General features: G+C 40.9%; 15 protein-coding genes and 1 pseudogene. 6 read left to right on the top strand and 10 right to left on the bottom strand.

Annotated elements, in window-relative coordinates:
• Positions 1–80 precede the first annotated feature (80 nt).
• Entirely contained in the window at positions 81–1,592 is a 1,512-nt protein-coding gene (gene arfA, locus AC1TO5_RS14980; protein ID WP_482063623.1) for an arabinosylfuranosidase ArfA, read from the bottom strand.
• Between the two features lie 204 nt (positions 1,593–1,796).
• On the opposite strand from arfA, the gene AC1TO5_RS14975 reads away from it, so the two are divergent.
• Positions 1,797–2,699, top strand: a complete 903-nt coding sequence (locus AC1TO5_RS14975) for an ArsR/SmtB family transcription factor (RefSeq protein ID WP_482063622.1) — start codon at positions 1,797–1,799, stop codon at positions 2,697–2,699.
• Positions 2,700–2,730: 31 nt separating this feature from the next.
• Here the strand turns inward: AC1TO5_RS14975 and AC1TO5_RS14970 are convergent, their stop codons facing one another.
• Positions 2,731–2,916: a nucleotidyltransferase domain-containing protein gene (locus tag AC1TO5_RS14970; RefSeq protein WP_482063621.1), complete on the bottom strand. Its 186-nt coding sequence runs from the start codon at positions 2,914–2,916 to the stop codon at positions 2,731–2,733.
• A gap of 369 nt (positions 2,917–3,285) precedes the next feature.
• A pseudogene (locus tag AC1TO5_RS14965) lies at positions 3,286–3,655 on the bottom strand (ATP-binding cassette domain-containing protein); the annotation flags it as partial.
• A gap of 381 nt (positions 3,656–4,036) precedes the next feature.
• Between AC1TO5_RS14965 and AC1TO5_RS14960 the strand changes: the two are divergent.
• The 4 genes from AC1TO5_RS14960 (at position 4,037) to AC1TO5_RS14945 (ending at position 8,242) form a co-directional block, all read left to right on the top strand.
• On the top strand, positions 4,037–4,552 hold the full coding sequence (locus AC1TO5_RS14960) for a hypothetical protein (protein ID WP_482063620.1): 516 nt from the start codon (positions 4,037–4,039) through the stop codon (positions 4,550–4,552).
• Positions 4,504–5,238 (top strand): AIM24 family protein, encoded by a 735-nt coding sequence (locus tag AC1TO5_RS14955; protein WP_482063619.1) that lies wholly within the window; start codon positions 4,504–4,506, stop codon positions 5,236–5,238. Before AC1TO5_RS14960 ends, AC1TO5_RS14955 begins: the two co-directional genes overlap by 49 nt.
• A 451-nt stretch (positions 5,239–5,689) precedes the next feature.
• A complete protein-coding gene (locus tag AC1TO5_RS14950) occupies positions 5,690–6,271 on the top strand; it encodes a 50S ribosomal protein L25 (protein WP_482063618.1) in 582 nt (193 codons plus the stop codon).
• A gap of 489 nt (positions 6,272–6,760) precedes the next feature.
• Positions 6,761–8,242 carry a copper amine oxidase N-terminal domain-containing protein gene (locus tag AC1TO5_RS14945; RefSeq protein ID WP_482063617.1) on the top strand — a complete coding sequence of 494 codons (1,482 nt, stop codon included), beginning with the start codon at positions 6,761–6,763 and terminating at the stop codon, positions 8,240–8,242.
• Between the two features lie 75 nt (positions 8,243–8,317).
• On the opposite strand, the gene AC1TO5_RS14940 is transcribed toward AC1TO5_RS14945, so the two are convergent.
• The 5 genes from AC1TO5_RS14940 to AC1TO5_RS14920 form a co-directional block, all read right to left on the bottom strand.
• Positions 8,318–10,795: an ABC transporter permease gene (locus tag AC1TO5_RS14940; RefSeq protein WP_482063616.1), complete on the bottom strand. Its 2,478-nt coding sequence runs from the start codon at positions 10,793–10,795 to the stop codon at positions 8,318–8,320.
• 13 nt (positions 10,796–10,808) lie between these two features.
• A complete protein-coding gene (locus AC1TO5_RS14935) occupies positions 10,809–11,510 on the bottom strand; it encodes an ABC transporter ATP-binding protein (RefSeq protein ID WP_482063615.1) in 702 nt (233 codons plus the stop codon).
• A gap of 301 nt (positions 11,511–11,811) precedes the next feature.
• On the bottom strand, positions 11,812–13,221 hold the full coding sequence (gene uxaC, locus AC1TO5_RS14930) for a glucuronate isomerase (protein ID WP_482063614.1): 1,410 nt from the start codon (positions 13,219–13,221) through the stop codon (positions 11,812–11,814).
• A 53-nt stretch (positions 13,222–13,274) separates the two neighbouring features.
• On the bottom strand, positions 13,275–14,384 hold the full coding sequence (locus AC1TO5_RS14925) for a rhamnogalacturonan acetylesterase (RefSeq protein WP_482063613.1): 1,110 nt from the start codon (positions 14,382–14,384) through the stop codon (positions 13,275–13,277).
• 32 nt (positions 14,385–14,416) lie between these two features.
• Positions 14,417–15,700, bottom strand: coding sequence for a Gfo/Idh/MocA family oxidoreductase (locus tag AC1TO5_RS14920; RefSeq protein ID WP_482063612.1), 1,284 nt, complete (start codon positions 15,698–15,700; stop codon positions 14,417–14,419).
• A gap of 134 nt (positions 15,701–15,834) precedes the next feature.
• Here AC1TO5_RS14920 and AC1TO5_RS14915 point away from each other — a divergent pair, with 134 nt between their 5' ends.
• Positions 15,835–16,644, top strand: a complete 810-nt coding sequence (locus AC1TO5_RS14915) for a helix-turn-helix domain-containing protein (protein ID WP_482063611.1) — start codon at positions 15,835–15,837, stop codon at positions 16,642–16,644.
• Here the strand turns inward: AC1TO5_RS14915 and AC1TO5_RS14910 are convergent.
• Together AC1TO5_RS14910 and AC1TO5_RS14905 are read right to left on the bottom strand one after the other, a co-directional pair.
• The gene (locus tag AC1TO5_RS14910) at positions 16,634–18,148 is read right to left on the bottom strand and encodes a UxaA family hydrolase (protein ID WP_482063610.1); all 1,515 of its coding nucleotides are present in this window, start codon (positions 18,146–18,148) and stop codon (positions 16,634–16,636) included. The genes AC1TO5_RS14915 and AC1TO5_RS14910 overlap by 11 nt on opposite strands.
• Positions 18,141–19,664 (bottom strand): tagaturonate reductase, encoded by a 1,524-nt coding sequence (locus AC1TO5_RS14905; protein WP_482063609.1) that lies wholly within the window; start codon positions 19,662–19,664, stop codon positions 18,141–18,143. The genes AC1TO5_RS14910 and AC1TO5_RS14905 overlap by 8 nt, the downstream gene beginning before the upstream one ends.
• Positions 19,665–19,678 lie beyond the last annotated feature (14 nt).

The following is a 19,678-nucleotide window of genomic DNA, read 5'->3' as shown; positions in this document are numbered from 1 at the left end:
ATTAAAGGGTGTGACTTCGGTATATTACCGAAATCACACCCTACCAGTCGTATCTTTACATCATTCATAACTGCAATTACTTACTTTTCATTCACTTTAAGTCTAATAACATTCCACGAAGTTTTTGAAAGCTGAGCAGTAATGCGACTACCGTCTACTGTCGTTGTTTCACATGTTTGAGGTACAACATTGTTCGGATTATGCTTCGTATTCACTGCTTTAATATCTTGATTAGTCATTACAATATGTTCAATCAATGTCACTGAACCAAAGCTGCGAAGATCAAGATCAAGCTGTAAGCTTTCCTCCATATGTCTGTTCACCGCAAAAATAGTTACCTCGCCTAATTCTTCATTGTACACACTAATTGACTCTAAATAAGGAACATCTGTAAAGTCCTTCGAATCGTACTTCGGACTATTTACTATTGGATGAAGCACCGTTCCACGACCAAAAGTAGACGTATGCAGGAATGGATAGTATGTCGTTTGTAGCCACAGTGCTCCTCCATTCTCAGTCATAATTGGCGCAATAACGTTAATAAGCTGTGCCATGCAAGCCATTTTCACGCGATCCGCATGCTTCAGTATCGTAATTAACAAGCAACCAACAACTAGTGCATCCTCAAGATTATAGACATCTTCCAGCTCTGGTGGTGCAATTTGCCAGCGTTGCTCCGCAGTACTTGTTCCGATTGTATTCCATACATTCCATTCATCCAAAGATAGATAGATTTTTTTCTTACTTTTCTTTTTCGCTTTAATATAATCACAAGTAGCTGCGACACTACTAATGAATTGATCCAAATCGAGTGATTTGGCTAAGAAGTTTTCCGAGTTTTTCTCATTATTATTGTAATATTGATGTAGAGATAAGTAATCCACATTGTCATAAGTAAGGTCTAATACAGTAGCTTCCCATTCTGCAAATGTACTCATACTGCTACTAGAGCTACCACAAGCGACAAATTCCAATGTTGGATCAACCCAGCGCATCGCTTTAGCTGTTTCATTAGCAAGTCTGCCATATTCGTAAGCGGTTTTGGATCCAATCTGCCATGGTCCATCCATTTCATTGCCTAGACACCATGTTTTGAAAGCATGTGGCTCCTTATAGCCATGAGATATCCTTAAGTCACTCCAATAAGAGCCTGAAGGATGGTTACAATATTCCACCAGGTTTCTTGCGGCATCAACGCCTCTAGTGCCGAGATTAACTGCCATCATAACTTCTGATCCAGCTAGCTTAGCCCATTCTGCAAATTCATTCGTACCTACAAGATTCGGTTCTGTCGTCCACCAAGCAAGGTCTAGCTTGTGCTTGCGTTCATTTACCGGACCAACACCGTCTTCCCAGTTATATCCAGATACGAAATTCCCGCCAGGATATCGAATAATAGGAACCTGTAACGATTGAATCGCTTCCAATGCATCGCGACGAAAACCTTGTTCATCCGCAGTAGGATGACCGGGCTCATAGATACCACCATATACTGCGCGGCCCAAGTGCTCGATAAAAGAACCATATACTCTAGGATCTACCTCAGCTATCTGAAAATCTTTGTCTACAATCATCGTTGATTTCAAAGTCATAATTGTTGTTCCTCCTAAAAGTTTTTGTAACTTCTCGTATAGCTTCTTTGTAACAAAAAGTAGCTTCGAAAGCATGGGTTAACTATATTATTAATCCTTGTATTCGTTTATACTACAATTATAAGTATATCAACGACATTTATACAATCAAATTATTGAGGATTAACATAAATGCTTATTCTATTGAATTTCGGAGGTATTATCATGTATTTAACAACAAACGCAGATTCACTTCGTGTTTATGAAGCACTTGGAAGCGAAGTAAGACTTAAAATTATTGATCTACTTGATAAGAGGGAAATGCATATTAAAGAATTGGCTGAACAATTATATCTTAGTAGCGCAATCGTCAGTTCTCATGTCACTAAGCTTCAAAAAGCAGGGATCGTCAGCTCTCAGATGAAAAGAGTCGGTACAGGCACTTATAAATATTGCTCCCTATCCGCTAATTTTATGCAAATTAAACTATCAAGTTCTTCAGACATTGCAAGAAAAGTTGTTGAGCTATCTATTCCTGTGGGGCATTACAATGATTTACAGGCACAACCAACTTGTGGAATTGCAACGACTGAGAAGTTGATTGGATTTTACGATGATCCAAGATATTTTCTAGATCAGGAACGCGTTAATGCTGGAATACTTTGGTTCGCGAAAGGCTATGTAGAGTACAAGGTTCCGAACTATTTATTTATCGATCAAATTGTGCAGGAAATTGAAATATCGATGGAAATTGGATCAGAAGCGCCCAATATCAATGAGAAATGGCCTTCAGATATAGAGTTTACGATGAATGGAATAGAACTTGGGAAATGGACTAGCCCAGGTGATTTCGGAAATTTGCGAGGACGCTTAACACCTGACTGGTGGAGCTCTGACATCAATCAATATGGATTATTAAAAGTACTTAAAATTAATGCTGGGGGAACATTTGTCGATGGTCAACAAATATCAGATATTACCTTAGACGATGTCCATTGGAAAAACGACCAATGGTCATTCCGCTTTACAGCAGAAGATATTGGTCGTAGACGAGGCGGCTTAACTTTATTTGGGCGCGGCTTCGGTAACTATAACCAAGATATTGTATTTAGAGTATTTTATGAGTGAGCTCTTAAGCATATTCTATTGTGCAGCCTACTTAATGATCTGAAATCCTAAATTCAGCTGCAACAACCGCAATATCAATATCACTATCTTCAGTAAATCCTCCGTTAACGGAGGAACCATAAACGTAAAGACTGCGTATTTGAATATGACCCTGTAAACTTTCAGCGAATTGCAAAGCGATTTCGTTTACTTTTCCTCTAATATCGATTTCGGCCATATTCTCAACTCCTTAATTTTAGCAAAAAGAGGCTAGTGGTAACCAATGCCTCTTAAATATCTTTATGAAGTAAAGTACTCTCAGATTCTATCGTAACAGCTGCGATTAAACAATCATTTATTTTTCTTATTGTAAACCCTTTTTCACGACATTGGCGATATATTTCTGCAGCGTGAAGGTAAGTTTTGATAGGTACAGGATGTTGAATAGGCTTGTATCTACGAGGATCATTGCCTTCCGTCCCTCAATTCATCTAGATTACCTTCCCATTTTATATTCCCTTCAAAACTAAGTAAATCACTGTGGACTTTTTTGTTTAATACTTCGGATATAGCAATACGAACAGTTTCATCATTTGAATACGAGGGATATCGCTCTAGCAATAGTGAGCAATTCCTTCTGTCCTTGCGAGACGTTGCCCGTATCCTCACTCAATTCCATCATATAACCATCGGTTAATGTTCTCACAAAGTGATCCATCTGAGCTTCCTTCGCAGATTCAATAACTTCCTCGTCAGTCGCATTTAAGTTACCATATCGGATATTTTCCATAATCGTGCCATTGAACAGCCAAGTATCCTGCAGCACCATACCGAACTTACTCCGAATATCCTGTCGTGTGAATGTAGTGAGATCATGCCCAGCGATAAGTATCATACCTCCGTCGAGGTCGTGAAACCTCATAAGCAGTTTTGACAATCGTGGTCTTCCCCGCTCCATTCGGTCCGACAATTGCGACTCATTGACCACAAACATCATAATCGGCATCATTAATCCCGAATAGAATTCTGCTTTCTTTGCGCTAGTGGCTAGAAGATGGAGATCCAACACTAGAGCTACACGGATTATTGATTTGGAACATTTCTTTAGAATGACAAAGGTTTGTCCCCGTCGGATTACGGGACTCCGTAACTGGAACAGCTACATTATACGTATTGGTGAAATGATCCAAATCAAGCAAATGCAATATATGTTACTTAATATTACGTTTGTAAACACGCTCACTCTTTCTTGGAATTCCTTAATAGAGTTTTTTCTCTCACTATGCGACAATAGGTGACAAATTTATAGTAGATATGAGATAATAAAGATGATAACAGAGTTGAAGCGGGTGAGAACTATGAAATCTTTTTTAAAACATAGTATTGTGTTGATCATAGCATTCAATATAATGTCTATGATGGCAACGTCGGCAGAAGCTGGCTTCTTTGGCCGAGTGAAGGATATATATGATATTCCGGAGCGAGTAGAAGAAATCCAACAACAATATGATGCTACTAAGCAGGCGATGGAAGGTCAAATTGCTGAGCAGCGCGAACTGCTTGAGCTTTCCCAGCAGCAGGCTGAGGAATTACTACTCCAGCAAGAACAATTGCAGCAGATCAATGAGCATTATCGCGAGCAGAATGAACAATATCGTGAACAGACCCAAATGCTGGCTGAAGAAAATAAAAATTTGCTGTTAACAATGGAAAAGTTAGAACAGGATCGCAAATCATTTTTTCAAAAATTAATCATAACAATCAGCACTTTTATTGCGTTGTTTATTCTTTATAGCCTTTCTATCCGGGTCTGGCGCTTTGCTGTTTGGCGCAAGCAAGAACGCAATCGCAGGCGAAAGGTATTATTGCCATGAATGTAGTATTACCTCCGCCAATTGGGCATGTTCATATTACACTAGAGGATGATGAAACGCTGCATGTACTGCATTCTAAGGCTATCATCTCTTATCAAGGCTCGCCGCTTGGACGCGAAGATAGGCTGATGGATATTGGCGGCGTTTATCGTAAGAAAAAATGGATTCGTACACGATTGCAAGGACCTTCATCTTTTTTACTCGGTTTGCCTGCCGGTTTTTCGATGGAGTCAATTGATATTCCTGCGGAAAGTAATCTGCTCTTTGATTTTCGCCATGTTGTATTTTTCTCGGAAGGGATGAACTTTCGCAGTAAAGTACTCAAATTAAAAACGGCATGGATAACGAAGGAATTTATTCGCATTAAGTTTTCTGGGCCAGGCAAATTAGGCATTATTACAGTTGGTGATATTGTGACGATGCAGCTTGATCCAAATACACCTTTATTTGTCGATACAAGCGCATTAGTCGCATATCCTGAGGACGCATCGATTCGTTTGTCAGTTTACGGTAATTCTTTGGCCAGCCAGCATATGAATGTACAATGGGAATTGTGTGGTACGGGACCAGTGCTTGTTCAAACCGGCTCTCGGGATCGACAGTTGGAGAACAGACTTTCTGAGGATGGTTGGATAAAGCGATTACTCAGGGAAGTATTACCGTTCGGCAGCGTATATATTAAATAATTTATTTATCCGGCAACACGAAAACTTCATCAATCCTATCGACATTTCCTGCTACGTGAAATGTGTCATATCCCCTATTAATTTCCCACTAGTTCACCTACATCCAATTCAATAACTACGCACCTTCCATCAGGAATGCTTATGCATCATTCCTGATGGAGAACGGCATAACGATATCTTTTCCAAGCGCACAAATAAATGAATTGAGTCCCCTTAGAGGCTGCCTAATTCGACATAATGATGAAAATGAGTTAAGATTATAGAAAGTAAGGCATTTCGTTCCGATTGGGACGGGGTGCCTTCAGCTATATATTAATGTGAATATTAGTGAGTTGAAAGGGGGCGATCTCATGTTGCTCAACCTCCCCCCACGTTGGGGGTAAAATCAGTAGTCAATAGTGGCGAAAGATTTTGGGGCATACAAATACATTTTAAAGGGAGTTAATTTATTATGAGTATTTCCATACATGCAGAACATCGACAGCACTTGAACCGTTCAGGATTGAAGCAATTACGCAGTAAAGGACGTTTACCGGGTATTATCTTTGGAAGAGGTTTGGACAATACCATGATTCATATATCGCGGAAAGATTTTCACCAATGGGCAAAAGGCGGAGGGGCTGGCATTGTACAGCTTCAGATTGGTGATACCGAAAAATTCCCAGTATTGCTGGAAAACGCACAACGGGATGCAATTACACAAGAATATATTCATATCGATTTTTTGATAGTAAACCAAGATGAGGAAGTTCGTATGTTTCTTCCTATTATTATAACAGGTACTCCAATAGGTACCAAGCTAGGCGGTATTATTCAAACAGACAGCACTGCCATTGAGGTACAAGCATTGCCTGTAAATCTACCAGCATCGATTACGATTGATATTACCGATTTTGATATTGGTGAAGTATTGCGTGGCGGTGAAGTTAAATTGCCTGAAGGCGTCAGCTTAGTGTCCTCTCCGAATGAGACACTAGTGTCGATAATTGCACCTCGAATTGCTGAAGAAGCAAGCGAAGAAGAAGCAACATAATAAGATCATTTACTGCAGACAATGGACTCATGTTGCATAAACATACATCTGCTGCCTTCCTATAGTGAAGAGCCTGCTACTATTCATATTAAGGAGGCAAAAATCAGCCTTTTTGGTGGGAGAAGAGTCGATATCGGGTGAAATGCAAGGTGTTTTTCGATATAATAGTTATTTTAAGTGAACAAGAGAATCCCAGGAAAAAGCCGATAAATCCGCTTTTTCCTGGGATTTTGTGTTGTGTGGTGAATAATCGAGGAATTACTGCACCCGCAGGCTCCATGTAGTGTATCTGCATCATTGTCACATTTATTATCGTTGTGACAAATCGGACAGTTTTTAGCTGTGTTTGTTGTCATTCTTTCCTGCCTCCTCCCTATTTAATTCATATAATTGCAACCTTTTTGGACAATCCTCCGTTTATATAAGCAACCTGTTTTATAGCAACAACAGCTAGACTATACTTATTAAACAAACGAGGAGACCTACAACATGAACAAGAAATTAAAGAAAACTTTAGTAAGCTCACTATCAGTTGCTGTCCTTTCCATGTCGGCTGCAGGTATGGTATCTGCTTCAAACGGAACAACAACAACTTCTATCCCTACAAACATTTCGATTCAAAATGAATCCAACACAGAAGCGAAAGTAAATACTCAACAATTCGCTTCCATTACAGGCATTGTTCAAGAGATTACAAATTATAATGCGATCGAAAATGCTAAGCTAGTAGAATTAAAATCTAGTGATAACAGCATTACTCATTTCGTTGTAACAGATGCAACTTATATTATGGATGAACTAACGATTGGTGCTGAAATGTTGGCGTTCTATGATCAGCAAGCACCTGCAATATTAATTTTCCCACCTCAATATAAGGCAGTTGTTATCGCAGCTGTCAATGAAGAACGTAATGTTGTCGTAGATCACTTCAATTCTGAACTGGTTAATACGGACAACACTTTACAGCTTAATCCGTCTGACGATACAAAAATTGTTATACCTGACGGTGCAGCTTTTGAAGGAGAAATCACTGATCGCCTATTAGCGGTAACTTACACAGTTTCAACTCGCAGTATTCCTGCTCAAACTAATCCTGCACAGATTACTGTGCTAGACCATAAAGAAGTTGTGGAGGAAACCCCTGAAGTAACGGCTGATTATGCAGAAGTCCGCGGCACAATTAAGTCAATCAATCCAGCAGGCGAAGACGGAAAACAGCAATTAGTAGAAGTACAACTTGACAAAGATACTACAGTACATCTAAATGTTTCCGAGCTAACGTTTGTTGATGAAAAACTTGAAGTTGGCGCAGAAATCATCGCTTTCTACAAAACTAATGCACCAATGTTAATGATTTATCCACCGCGTTATAATGTATCTGCAATTTCTCTTGTAAAAGAAGATCGTCAAATTATGGTAGATCGTTTTGATAGCAATCTTAAAAATGCTGCCGGCAATTTAGTGCTTAAAATTGGAGACGATACAAAGGTGCTAACTGCTGACGGTAAAGCATACGAGGGCAGTCTGCATGACAAAAACTTGTTTGTTGAATATTCTATCACGACTAGAAGCATTCCTGCTCAAACGACTCCGGTGAGAGTTGTTGTATTAGAGGATGAAGCAGCTCCTATTGAAGAAAAATCAATTGTTGTTGATGGTCAAGCAATCGAAGCACCAGCAGCATATTCCGATGAAAATGGCGTTGTTATGGTACCTATTCGTGCAATTGCAGAAGCATTAGGCTATGAAGTTGGCTGGGAAAATAAAACCAGAGAAATTACACTTGGAATAGCAATCTCATTGCAAGTTGGAAAAGATAGCTATACTTTCGCTAGAATGGCTCCTATTGAGCTAGGCACTGCACCGATTATTGTAGAAGGAAACACTTATGTACCGCTTAATTTCTTCACAGATGTTGCACAATTAAGTGAAGCTTCTATCAATAACAAGGAAATCGTAATTAACAAATAATAGTCTTACCGTACATACGGTAAGACGAAGAGACCCTTTAAATATATTCGAAAGGGTCTCTTCCATCCTATAACGCTATTCCACAGACTTCAAAGCTTCAATCATATCAATTTTTTTGAGCTTGATGTGCATGAAAGCCATAACAATTACAGAGAACAACAGTGTCAAAAGTGCGGCATAAAGATAGCTTTGCCACTTGATGAGCGGGGCGAACATCGTCGCATCTAGCTCGGCCGTCTTCAGCACGAATCTGTGCAGCACAATGCCAAGTCCCGATCCAGCAATAATGCCGAGTACGCTTAGAAAAATATTCTCACGATAAATATACATCGTTACTTCTTTGTCATAAAAGCCGAGTACCTTAATTGTCGACAGCTCTCGGATTCGCTCAGATACATTAATATTAGTCAAATTGTAAAGTACAACAAACGCAAGTGCTGCCGCTGACACAATGAGTATTAAGGTTACAACGTCCATACTCTTCATCGTTTCGTCGAAGGCAGAGCCGACGCCGCTGGAAAAGCTGATCGCAGTAACATGCTCATTGGCCGTTAATTGTTCGCCAAACCAGTCTTCCCAGGCTTTCTCCTGAGCTTCATAGTTCAGCAGCTCTGTATTGAACAGTGGATCTTTCTTAAATACGGAAGAATAATACGTCGGTGTCATATAAATATAGTGCATCACATAGTTCTCCGTGATCCCCGCTACTTGAATGTTGAAGGTTTCATTATCGTTATCCACTACGGTCAACATGTCTCCCGGCTCAAGTTTGTACAATTGAGCAAGCTTCTCCGAGATAATAGCGCCCTCTTCCGTTAGCGTCCGTGCTTCTCCGCTGATTCGGTCCCGCAGCTCTACATAATCAGCCAGAGTGTCAATGGATGCCGGAATGAACAGATTAATATCCTGATCATTTACACCGCTTTCGCGTGCGGTCATCGTTTCCTGCGACACATTCAGCGATCCAGTAATGACTGACTCGCTAGCAATCAACTGATCATAGTCTTTCAGTGCATCAGCTGACGCATCTTCATTCAACACGATAAATGCATCATATTTCATAATCGCGCCGAATTGCTGTCCGGAAATGCTGCCAATCGAGTCCTTGAGACCATACCCAGTCAGAATCAACGCCGTACAGCCAGCTACGCCGATTACAGTCATAAACATCCGCTGCTTATAGCGGAACAGATTCCGTGCGGTAACCTTCTGAACAAAGTTCATCCGTTTCCAGACAAAGGTAACACGCTCCAACAAAATCCGCTGTCCGCTCTTCGGTGCCTTCGGACGCATCAATACGGAAGCGTTACTCCGCAGCTCTACCCGAGAAGCAATCCAAGCCGTCAACGTAGTGCATATTAGCGCCACAATGATGGAGACGATGGAATACGAAGGATAGAAGCTTTTAATAATGTCTGGTAGATTATAGAGTGAACTGTACGCATTATAAATAATGGTCGGGAACAGCGTAAAGCCGATAGCAAGCCCCACAATCGAAGCCGACAGACTGGCAAGTGTACCATAGACTAGAAACTTAGCCATAATGTATCGATTGCTATAACCAAGCGCTTTAAGTGTACCGATCTGAAGGCGATGCTCCTCAACCATTCGCGTCATAGTTGTTAAGCTGACCAGCGCCGCAATTAGGAAAAAGAACGCTGGAAATGCACTAGCAATCGCCGACAAGCGGTCAGCGTTGTCTTTATATTCGGTATAACCCGGATTGGCGTTCCTGTCCGTAACATAGATTTGCGGAAGTACTTTCTCACCTTGAGCTTCAGTCGACAATGCCTCAAGCCGATCATCCGTTATGCCGGACAGCATCTCCTCTACAGCTTGGGTATGTCGTTCAATTAGCAACTCATATTCCGGTGTATAAGCCTGCAAACCGTTAGTATCCGTGAAGCTCAGATAAGCTTCCGTATACACTGGTAACTTGAAGTCTACCTCCGAGATAGCGGCAAACGCATCTACTGTACCATTACCGATCCCGCTGGTGCCCCGGTTGTGCTTTTCGATAAATTGGGGACTACGAACAAAGCCCACTACGGTATATTCTAGAGTCTCGAACTGGTTCGCCAGCTCCGGACTTGGGCCATTTCCACGGAAAGTAACCTTGTCACCAACTGCATACTCTCCGGCTAACCCATCATCTAGTACGATTTCTCCAGATTGCTCCGGAAGATGCCCTTCAATAATACGATACTCGTTAAGCGGTTTATCTGTGTTGTATGAATTGACCTTGAGTACTAAGGAATTGTCACCGATAAACACATCCGTACTGTAACTAGGCTGGATCTCATCGATACCCGGGACATCACTAAGCAGTTTTATAGTTTCTACTGATAGTCCGGAGCTGGTCTGCACCTTCAGATCCATCAGCTGCAAATCCTCATAATAGGTTCTCACCGTATCCAACATATCTGGACCAGTCGCCTTAATTCCGGCAAAAAAGCTAACACCTAACATAATGATTGCAAAAATCGAAATAAAGCGGGCCTTCGTATGCCCTATTTCACGAAAAATATCTTTCCACAACGCTTGCTTTTTCATAGATGCCTACTCCTTACCACTCGATATCGTCAACGGATACAGGTGTAGGGTTGGTTACCATCTTCCGTACCTTAGCGTTGTTAATCTCAATGACTCTGTCTGCCATCGGCGCAATCGCAAGATTATGCGTAATTACGATTACCGTCGTTCCTGTATTGCGACAGGTATCCTGAAGTAACTTCAGCACCTGCTTACCAGTGTTGTAATCAAGCGCACCCGTTGGCTCATCGCAAAGTAACAGCTTGGGCTGCTTTGCCAGTGCTCTAGCGATGGCGACGCGCTGCTGCTCGCCACCGGACAATTGCGCTGGGAAATTATCAAGCCGTGCCCCTAACCCCACATCCTCTAGCACCTTACGTGCATCTAATGCACGTGGGGAAATCTGAGCAGCAAGCTCAACATTTTCCAGTGTTGTCAGATTGGGTACCAAGTTATAGAACTGAAAAACAAACCCTACGTCATTTCGACGATAGTCTGTCAACTCCTTGGCACTGAACTTAGCGATATCTATACCGTCTACGATGACCTGGCCTTCGTCAGCGGAATCCATCCCGCCAAGAATATTAAGCACGGTCGATTTCCCCGCACCGCTGGGACCTACGATCACAGCAAACTCACCTTTATTAATCTCAAAATCAATTCCATCGTTGGCAACAATCATATTCTCGCCCATTTTGTAACGCTTGAACTCATCCTTTACAGTAACAAAGCTCATTCCTCATCCTCCTGTCTCTATCCATACCAAGCAGAGTTTTCGCTCTATAACCATCTCATGACTATTGTCTGGTGCGGCTTTCCATTCTATTAGCTTATCATACATACAAAGGTCAAGCCCAGTAGTGCTTTCAGATTCATGGTTTTAGCTATTTCTTGAATATTTTAATAGTAAAGAAGTAATCCTGCTTACTCAAAAAAAAAGACATAAGCCCGGTAAAGTACCGAACCCATGCCTAACAAATCGCCTACGAAAATAATCTATTTAACTTTATGAGGTTACTTCAAATTAGAATAACGTCTTACTGACCCGAACCAAACCGGAAATACTCCTCCGCATTGCGATAGCATATTCCTTCAATGATCGTTTGCAGCAGCTCCATATCTTCTGGCAGCTGACCTGACTCAACCCATTCACCTAACAGATTACACAAAACACGCCGGAAATACTCATGCCTTGGGTAGGAAAGGAAGCTACGAGAATCGGTCAACATCCCTACGAATCGGCCAAGTACGCCCATGTTCGCCAGTGATTTAAGCTGAGCCAGCATACCATCGATCGTATCGTTAAACCACCATGCGGAACCGAGCTGAATTTTACCTGGAATGCCGCCACCTTGGAAGCTGCCCATCATCGTTGCTAGCACTTCATTATCACTAGCATTTAGCGAATAGAGAATGGTACGTGGCAATTTTTCAATTGCATCTAGTAGTTTCACAAGTGGCTCTGCTAATGGTCCATCATTAATTGAATCAAATCCCGTATCAGCACCAAGTTGATTAAACATCGCTGTATTATTATTGCGATGGGCTTTAATATGAAGCTGCATCGTCCAACCAAATTGCTCATACAAGCCTGCTAGATAGATCAAGGTATAGGTTTTATATGCAGCTTCTTCTTCTATTGTTACTGCATCCCCACGTAGCGCTTTAGCAAAAATCTCTGTTGCTTGCTCCATCGTTGCATCTGCATACATCACTTTATCTAATGCATGATCAGATAATAAGCAGCCTGTGTCATGGAAAAATTGCACGCGATCCTTTAGCGCTTTTAACAGTAAGCTATAATGGTTGACGTCATATCCACATACATCTTCTAAGCGCTGTAACCACGGAAAAAATGTTGCCCTGTTAATTTCTAACGCCTTATCAGGTCGGAAAGTAGGTCTTACTTGAAATCCGAGGTTTTGTTCTTCATTTAATTTAAGATGATATTGTAATAAATCTACTGGATCATCCGTTGTACAAACCACTCGCACATTGGAGCTACGGATTAGACCGCGCGGTGAAAAACCCTCTTCCTTTAGACGCTCATTGGCTTTTTCCCAAATGATTGGTGCATTTTTTTCATTAATCATTTCATATATACCAAATAGTCGTCTAAGTTCTAGATGAGACCAATGATATAATGGATTGCCAATCAGCATTGGTACGGTTTTGGCATAAGCTACAAAACGCTCATAATCACTTATCCCTTGGCCACCAGTAACATATTGTTCTTCTACACCATTAGCTCTCATCGTCCGCCATTTATAATGATCACCATACAACCAAACTTCTGACAGATTAGCGAATGGCTTATCTTCATAAATTGCTTGTGGATCAAGATGACAATGATAATCGATAATAGGCATTGGCTTTGCAAACTGCTCATATAAGTTAACTGCCGTATCGTTACTTAGCAAAAACTGTTCATCCATAAATGCTCTCACTGATTAATCACCTCAGAAAATTTAGTCGTATACTATTTAACTCATATAATATCTCATCCCTTAAGTTTCAGAAACATCTTAAGCGGCATGAGATTGAGATCTCGAATACCAGCAACCACTAATTGGGCAATTTGCAAACCGCCTTGTTCTTGGAAATGGGTATTATCCTTCGTGCCATTCGAGAAATTTTTCCACTCTCCAGGCTCTCCCCATAGAAAAATCGATTTTGTCGCTTCTTCACCAAGTTCTTCAAACAATTGTTTGCTGCGATCTGCCAAATCAATGAGTGCTACATTTTCTTCCTCTGCTAGCTTTCTTACAGCATCCAAATACGTTGTGTGTGAGTTAATGATCCCACCATCGCTATCATAATCGCGACGGTGCACCGAAGTAATTAACACTGGTGTTGCCTTCTTCGAACGGGCAGCATCGATATATTTTTGCAGATGCTCGGGATAGGTTGTCTGTGGATCGGTGAATCTTTCCTCATCAGATTTTTGATCATTATGACCAAACTGAATGAATAAAAAGTCACCTTCTTTGATCTCGTCTACTATCCCGTCTAGTCTGCCTTCAGAAATAAAACTTTTTGAGCTTCGACCACCTATCGCATGATTCGCAATAACAACGTCATGTCTAAAGTAGTAATTCAGCATTTGCCCCCAACCTGAGAACGGAAAACCGTCAACCGAGGGATCTGTAACGGTTGAATCTCCTGCCAAATAAATAGTTACTTGCTGTGAGGTCTGAACCAATTCAACCGCATTCAAGCGTGGTGCAAGTCCGCCAAAACTTAATTTCAACTGTCCGTTCCGTACATTGACGCCAAACTGTTCACGAGCGCACTGTCCTGCTACCGTTTCATAATTTTGCAAAACAAGATGCTCACCATTTGTCTTTAATGAAGCATGAGTTGGTGCATGAGCATCTCCCATCAGTAAAGTAACGATATAATTGCCATTAGGTACATCAGCAACAAAGGTTGAATCAAAAGGAATGCAGAAATCACCAGTTAATAGCTCATCTGTCCGTTTTTTCGCTGACACTTTATGAGTCGTAGTAAAACCGAAACCTATGTTTTCATCATATAATGTAGTATTCGTAACCTTTTGATAGCCTTCTTGAGCTACTCCTACTGGACCAAAGTCATACCGATATGACATAGATTCACCTCTAACTGATTTTCTCAACTACATTAAAATTTAATAAGCTGATCTACATTTACAGGCATTCCTGTTTTCATAGAAATATTACCTGCAACACCAGTAAGAATAGACATTGCACCATCAACATGTGATGCCGCGCGATGATACGGATCTTCCTCTGGAACTCCAAACAAATCATTAAGCAGAATTGGGTCCCCACCACCATGACCACCTTCACTGTCTTCAATGTTCACGTCATACGCTTCTCCAAACATTGGAATTACTTTAATGCTCTTGGATTGAAGCGCACCTTCATCTTCTTTCTTCCCACCGGAATTCACATAAGATTTTTCCACAATTTTCATTTCGATACGTCCCTTTGAACCGTTAATATTGACCTGGAAGCCTTCCCATGGCATATAGCAGTTAAGAGAATATGTTAATATTGCTTTATTTTTGTAACGTACTAGTAAGCCTAGTGTATCTTCAATCGAAATACCATCTCCGAACACACTTTGATCACGATAGTAACCATCTTCATGTTCAGCATCTGCATACTGTCCTTTTAAGTCTTCACTCTTCTCCAAATCAAGGGCAAACGGGTCATTTTTTGCAATTTCGCTACCACGAGCACGATTATAAAACTCTGTTACACCACGTTTTTCCGCATTTTCTTTACCATAAAACATCAATGAGCCTTGAGCGAAAACCGTTTGAGGCTGAGTGTCTAGCCAGAAGTTAATCAGATCAAAATGATGAGTCGATTTATGCACGAGCATTCCACCACTATTACGTTTATCTCTATGCCAGCGACGGAAATAATCTGCACCATGCTCTGTATTAAGTAACCATTCGAAATGTACAGAATGCACATCACCGATAGTACCATTCATAATCAATTCACGAAGTTTAGTATTATGCGGTGCATAACGATAGTTGAAAGCTACACGAAGCTTTTGACCTGTATTATTAACTGCATCAATAATATCTTGGCATTTTTCCTCGTCCACTGTCATTGGTTTTTCCGTTATAACATCACAGCCTAACTCCATTGCTTTAATAATATAAGTATGATGAGTGCGATCCATCGTCGTAACGATAATCGTATCGGGCTTTTCTACTTGAATCATTTTTTCAAATTCATCTGCTTTATACGTTGGAATCGCTTTGTAACCATAAGTATCTACAAGTAGCTTATTCGCATAGTTCATTCTTGTTTGATTTGTATCGCAAAATGCAACGAGCTCAGACGTTTCACCATAATCTCTTACCAAAGAACCATAAAAAAATTGTGCTCGCCCGCCAGTACCAATAAGTGCATATTTCTTTTTCATATGGAAACGCTCCCTTTTAGATGAATGTAAACGATCTCCTTTAATATACTGCAATAATGAGTTATAATCGTCTATAATAATTGCTCAAATCAATAAAAAGTCGCAATTCTTGCACTTTACTCGCGGAGGTCAAAATGAGTATCAACTATAATAGTGAAAAATCAATGATGATCGACCATACAAAGCGGAAAGGCTTTTTTACGATGCAAGATCAACATTCGCATGATGAATATGAACTCTATTATTTATTTGCTGGTGAACGTGATTATTTCATTCGTGATCGCACATACCGAGTAAAGCAAGGAAGCTTTGTATTTGTAGACAAGCATGAATTGCATAGAACGATCGATACTGGTATCCCTGATCACGAAAGACTCGTAATCAACTTCGGTGATTCATTTCTAGCAGATTTTCCATTTGCTACTTTAAGTGGGGTTATTGCGTTACCGCCACAAGTGCAATATAAAGGAGAAAATATTGTTCAGGACTTACTTTCGGAAGCAAAGGATAATGCCCGCGGTCGGGATATCATGCTAGAATCATTACTACGTCAACTACTATTGCTAGTTTTCCGAGCGCAAGATGAGCAGCCTAAGGTTGAGGCTCAACCCTCATCTGTTCATCAAACGATGTATGAAATTGCGACTTATGTAGGAACCCATTACGTTGAAGCACTACGCCTTCATGACGTTGCTGCTCAATTTTTCATTAGCCCCTACTACTTAAGCAGAAAATTCAAACATTGCACTGGCTTCGGCTTTGCAGAATATGTGCAATTAGTTAGAGTGAGAGAGGCTCAACGCTTACTTCGCGAAACGAATCTGAAAATGAACGAAATCGCTGAACAAATTGGTATGGAGTCCGTGGCAAATTTTTACAAGCTGTTTAAGCATACGACTGGGTACTCTCCCCTGCAGTATCGAAAGAGACAACCTACAACGTAACGCCATCTTTAAATATCGCAATTTCTTTAAATCCATTGCGCTCATTATGCGTCTGAACATCTCCAGATGCAATCGCAATAAGCTGTTCCCAAAATTCATCACTTAGCGCTTCCATTGTCATATTGTCAAGAAGACGTCCGGCATTAAAATCAATCCAGTTTTTCTTACGCTGAGCTAATTCGGTGTTCGTAGAAATTTTCACCGTCGGTACTGGTCCACCAAATGGTGTCCCTCTACCTGTTGTAAACAATACGATATGCGCCCCTGCTGCACTCAGCGCTGTGACCGAAACAAGATCATTGCCTGGTGCTTCAAGCAAAGTTAAACCATTTTGCAGGACGCGCTCACCATAACCAATAACGTCTGTTACAATGGCATGACCACCTTTTTGTGTACAGCCTAAAGATTTTTCTTCTAATGTACTGATGCCACCAGCAATATTTCCTGGAGAAGGATTTTCATAAATCTCTTGACCATGGCGAATAAAATATTGTTTGAATTCATTAATCAGACCAACGACATCTTGAAAAATCTCTTCGTTTGCTGATCGCTCCATTAATATCGTTTCAGCACCAAACATTTCAGGCACTTCGGTTAAAATAGCCGAACCACCGGCTGCAATTAATCGATCTGCCATTTGACCTACTAGAGGATTTGCTGTTATACCTGATAAACCATCGGAACCACCACATTTTAAGCCTAACTTTAAGCGAGATATAGGTACAGGTTCTCTTGAAAAACTTTCTGCAAATCCAACCAATTCCTCCATTAATGATAACGCTTCTTCAATTTCGTCCTCTGCCTGCTGCGCCTTTAAGAATTTAATACGACGAGGATCATAGTCACCAATTACTTGCTCGAACAACTCAATCTGATTGTTTTCACAGCCTAAACCAATGACTAGTATTCCGGCTGCATTCGGATGTCGAACCAATGAAGCTAGCAATTTTTGTGTGTAGCTCAAATCATCGCCTAATTGCGAGCAACCATAAGGATGTGCAAAATGATAGATGCCATCCACTCGATCCTCATATAATGCCGACGCACGACGCGCGACAATTTCACATGTTTTATTAATACAGCCTACCGTGTTAATAATCCATATTTCATTGCGAATACCGACCTCGCCATCCGCTCTGACATAACCTTGAAAAACGCGAGAAGTATCTTGGGATTGTTGCTGTGCAACAGCTGCCTCAGCAAATGCTTCAACACTTGGAGTATATTCATAGCTCAAAATCCCACTTAAGCCGGATCTAATATTTTGTGTATGAACCCAATGACCAGCTGCGATGGCAGTTGTCGCTACTCCGATTGAATTACCAAATTTAATAATATGTTCTCCTTCCTGCAAGGAATAGAGCGCAATTTTATGACCAAATGGTACATCATCAAGTAATTCGATCGAAGATTTATCGTCCAGTTGAAGTTTATCGCCTTTGGAAAAGGGTTTAAGTGCAATGGCTACCGTATCTTTTTCATGTAATTTAATCCACTTATTCATTGCCGAATTCCTCCCATTGCATCATAATAGCTGTTAATTGCTCTGCCAAATTGGGATTGCTGACATGGATATTGAAGCCCCATAGCGCTTCTAATTGGAGTATGAGAGTTACAGCTTGATGTAAAGATGTAGAAGTATTGTCTCTTGAAAAGTAACTGTAGCTGCTCCAGACGCTAGCTATCTGATCTAGTAAAACTGGATCATCACGCAAAATATACGATTCGCCTGCAAAAGATTTCCCTTGATAGCCCGCTTCAACTTTTTCAACTTGATAGTATCGGATTAATGCAGCCAACGCTGTAGCTAACCCTTTAGGTAGTTGGGCAAACTGCTCCTTGTGCAGGTAATATTGAATTACTGGCAATAATCTCGTTCTAAATTTACTCAAACTATTCATCGCAATATCGGTTAAACGATGCTGGATATACGGGTTCAAAAAACGCTGATACACCTGCTCGGCATATTGCTGTAAGTCGGCCGAATCATAAGGTAATGATGGAATAATCTCAGTCTGAATCGTTCGCTTAATCAGTTTACTAATATGTGGATCTTCCATCGCTAACCGTACTTCTTGTACACCTTGTAACAAACCATATAGCGCCATAAACGTGTGGGCTCCATTTAATATGCTTACCTTTCGCACTTGATATGGCTTTAAGTCTTCGACCCATAGCACATTCAATCCTGCGGCGGCAAGCGGCAACTCCCGATCTAGTGAAGGATCACCTTCTATTGCCCATAAATGATACGGCTCAGCTGTTGTAAGCATTGGATCGCGATATCCCCACTCATCGAACCAAGCATCTGCTTGTTCTTGCTTCGGATATCCTGTCACAATTCGATCTACAAGTGAATTTAGAAATAAATTATGATCAATAACCCAATCTCTAAAATCTGTAGGAAGCTGCCAATCTTCACAATAACGCAATATGCAATCTCGCAAAGTGTCTCCGTTACGCTCTAGCAATTCACATGGCAAACAGATGAATCCGCGCTCCGGATCTCCTTGAAATGCTTTGAATCTATGATAAAACAATGCTGTTAATTTACCAGGATAAGAAGCAATGGGTTCTCCCTCTTTCCACTGCTCTGGTCGATATGTCAAGCCTGCTTCTGTCGTATTCGAGACTACGATTTTCAACTCAGGTAGTTCGGCAAGTGCCATAAACTTATCCCAATGCTCATAGGGATCAAATGCGGTGCTGAAGACCGTAATCTGATCCACCCGTTCAATGGGAACATTATTTTCTAAGCCCCGAGTTACTAAAGTGTATATCCCATCTTGAACCGATAATGCTTCGATATTAGGCTTACCAGTTGGACGCGGCTGCACAACTGCTACACTTCCATCGTATAAACCTTGCTTTCTGCTTTCATAAAGCATCCAATCAAAAAAACCTCTCAGAAAATTCCCTTCACCAATTTGCAGCACCTTAATCGGTGAATGTATCATCTCGTTATACATTAGGTTTTGCTTTGTAGTTAGTACCTTTTTATCTAATCGTTGGGACATCATGTCTACTCACTCTC

The sequence above is a fragment of the Paenibacillus sp. Y930 genome (assembly GCF_056786375.1).
This window is presented reverse-complemented; position numbering and strand designations above follow the sequence as displayed.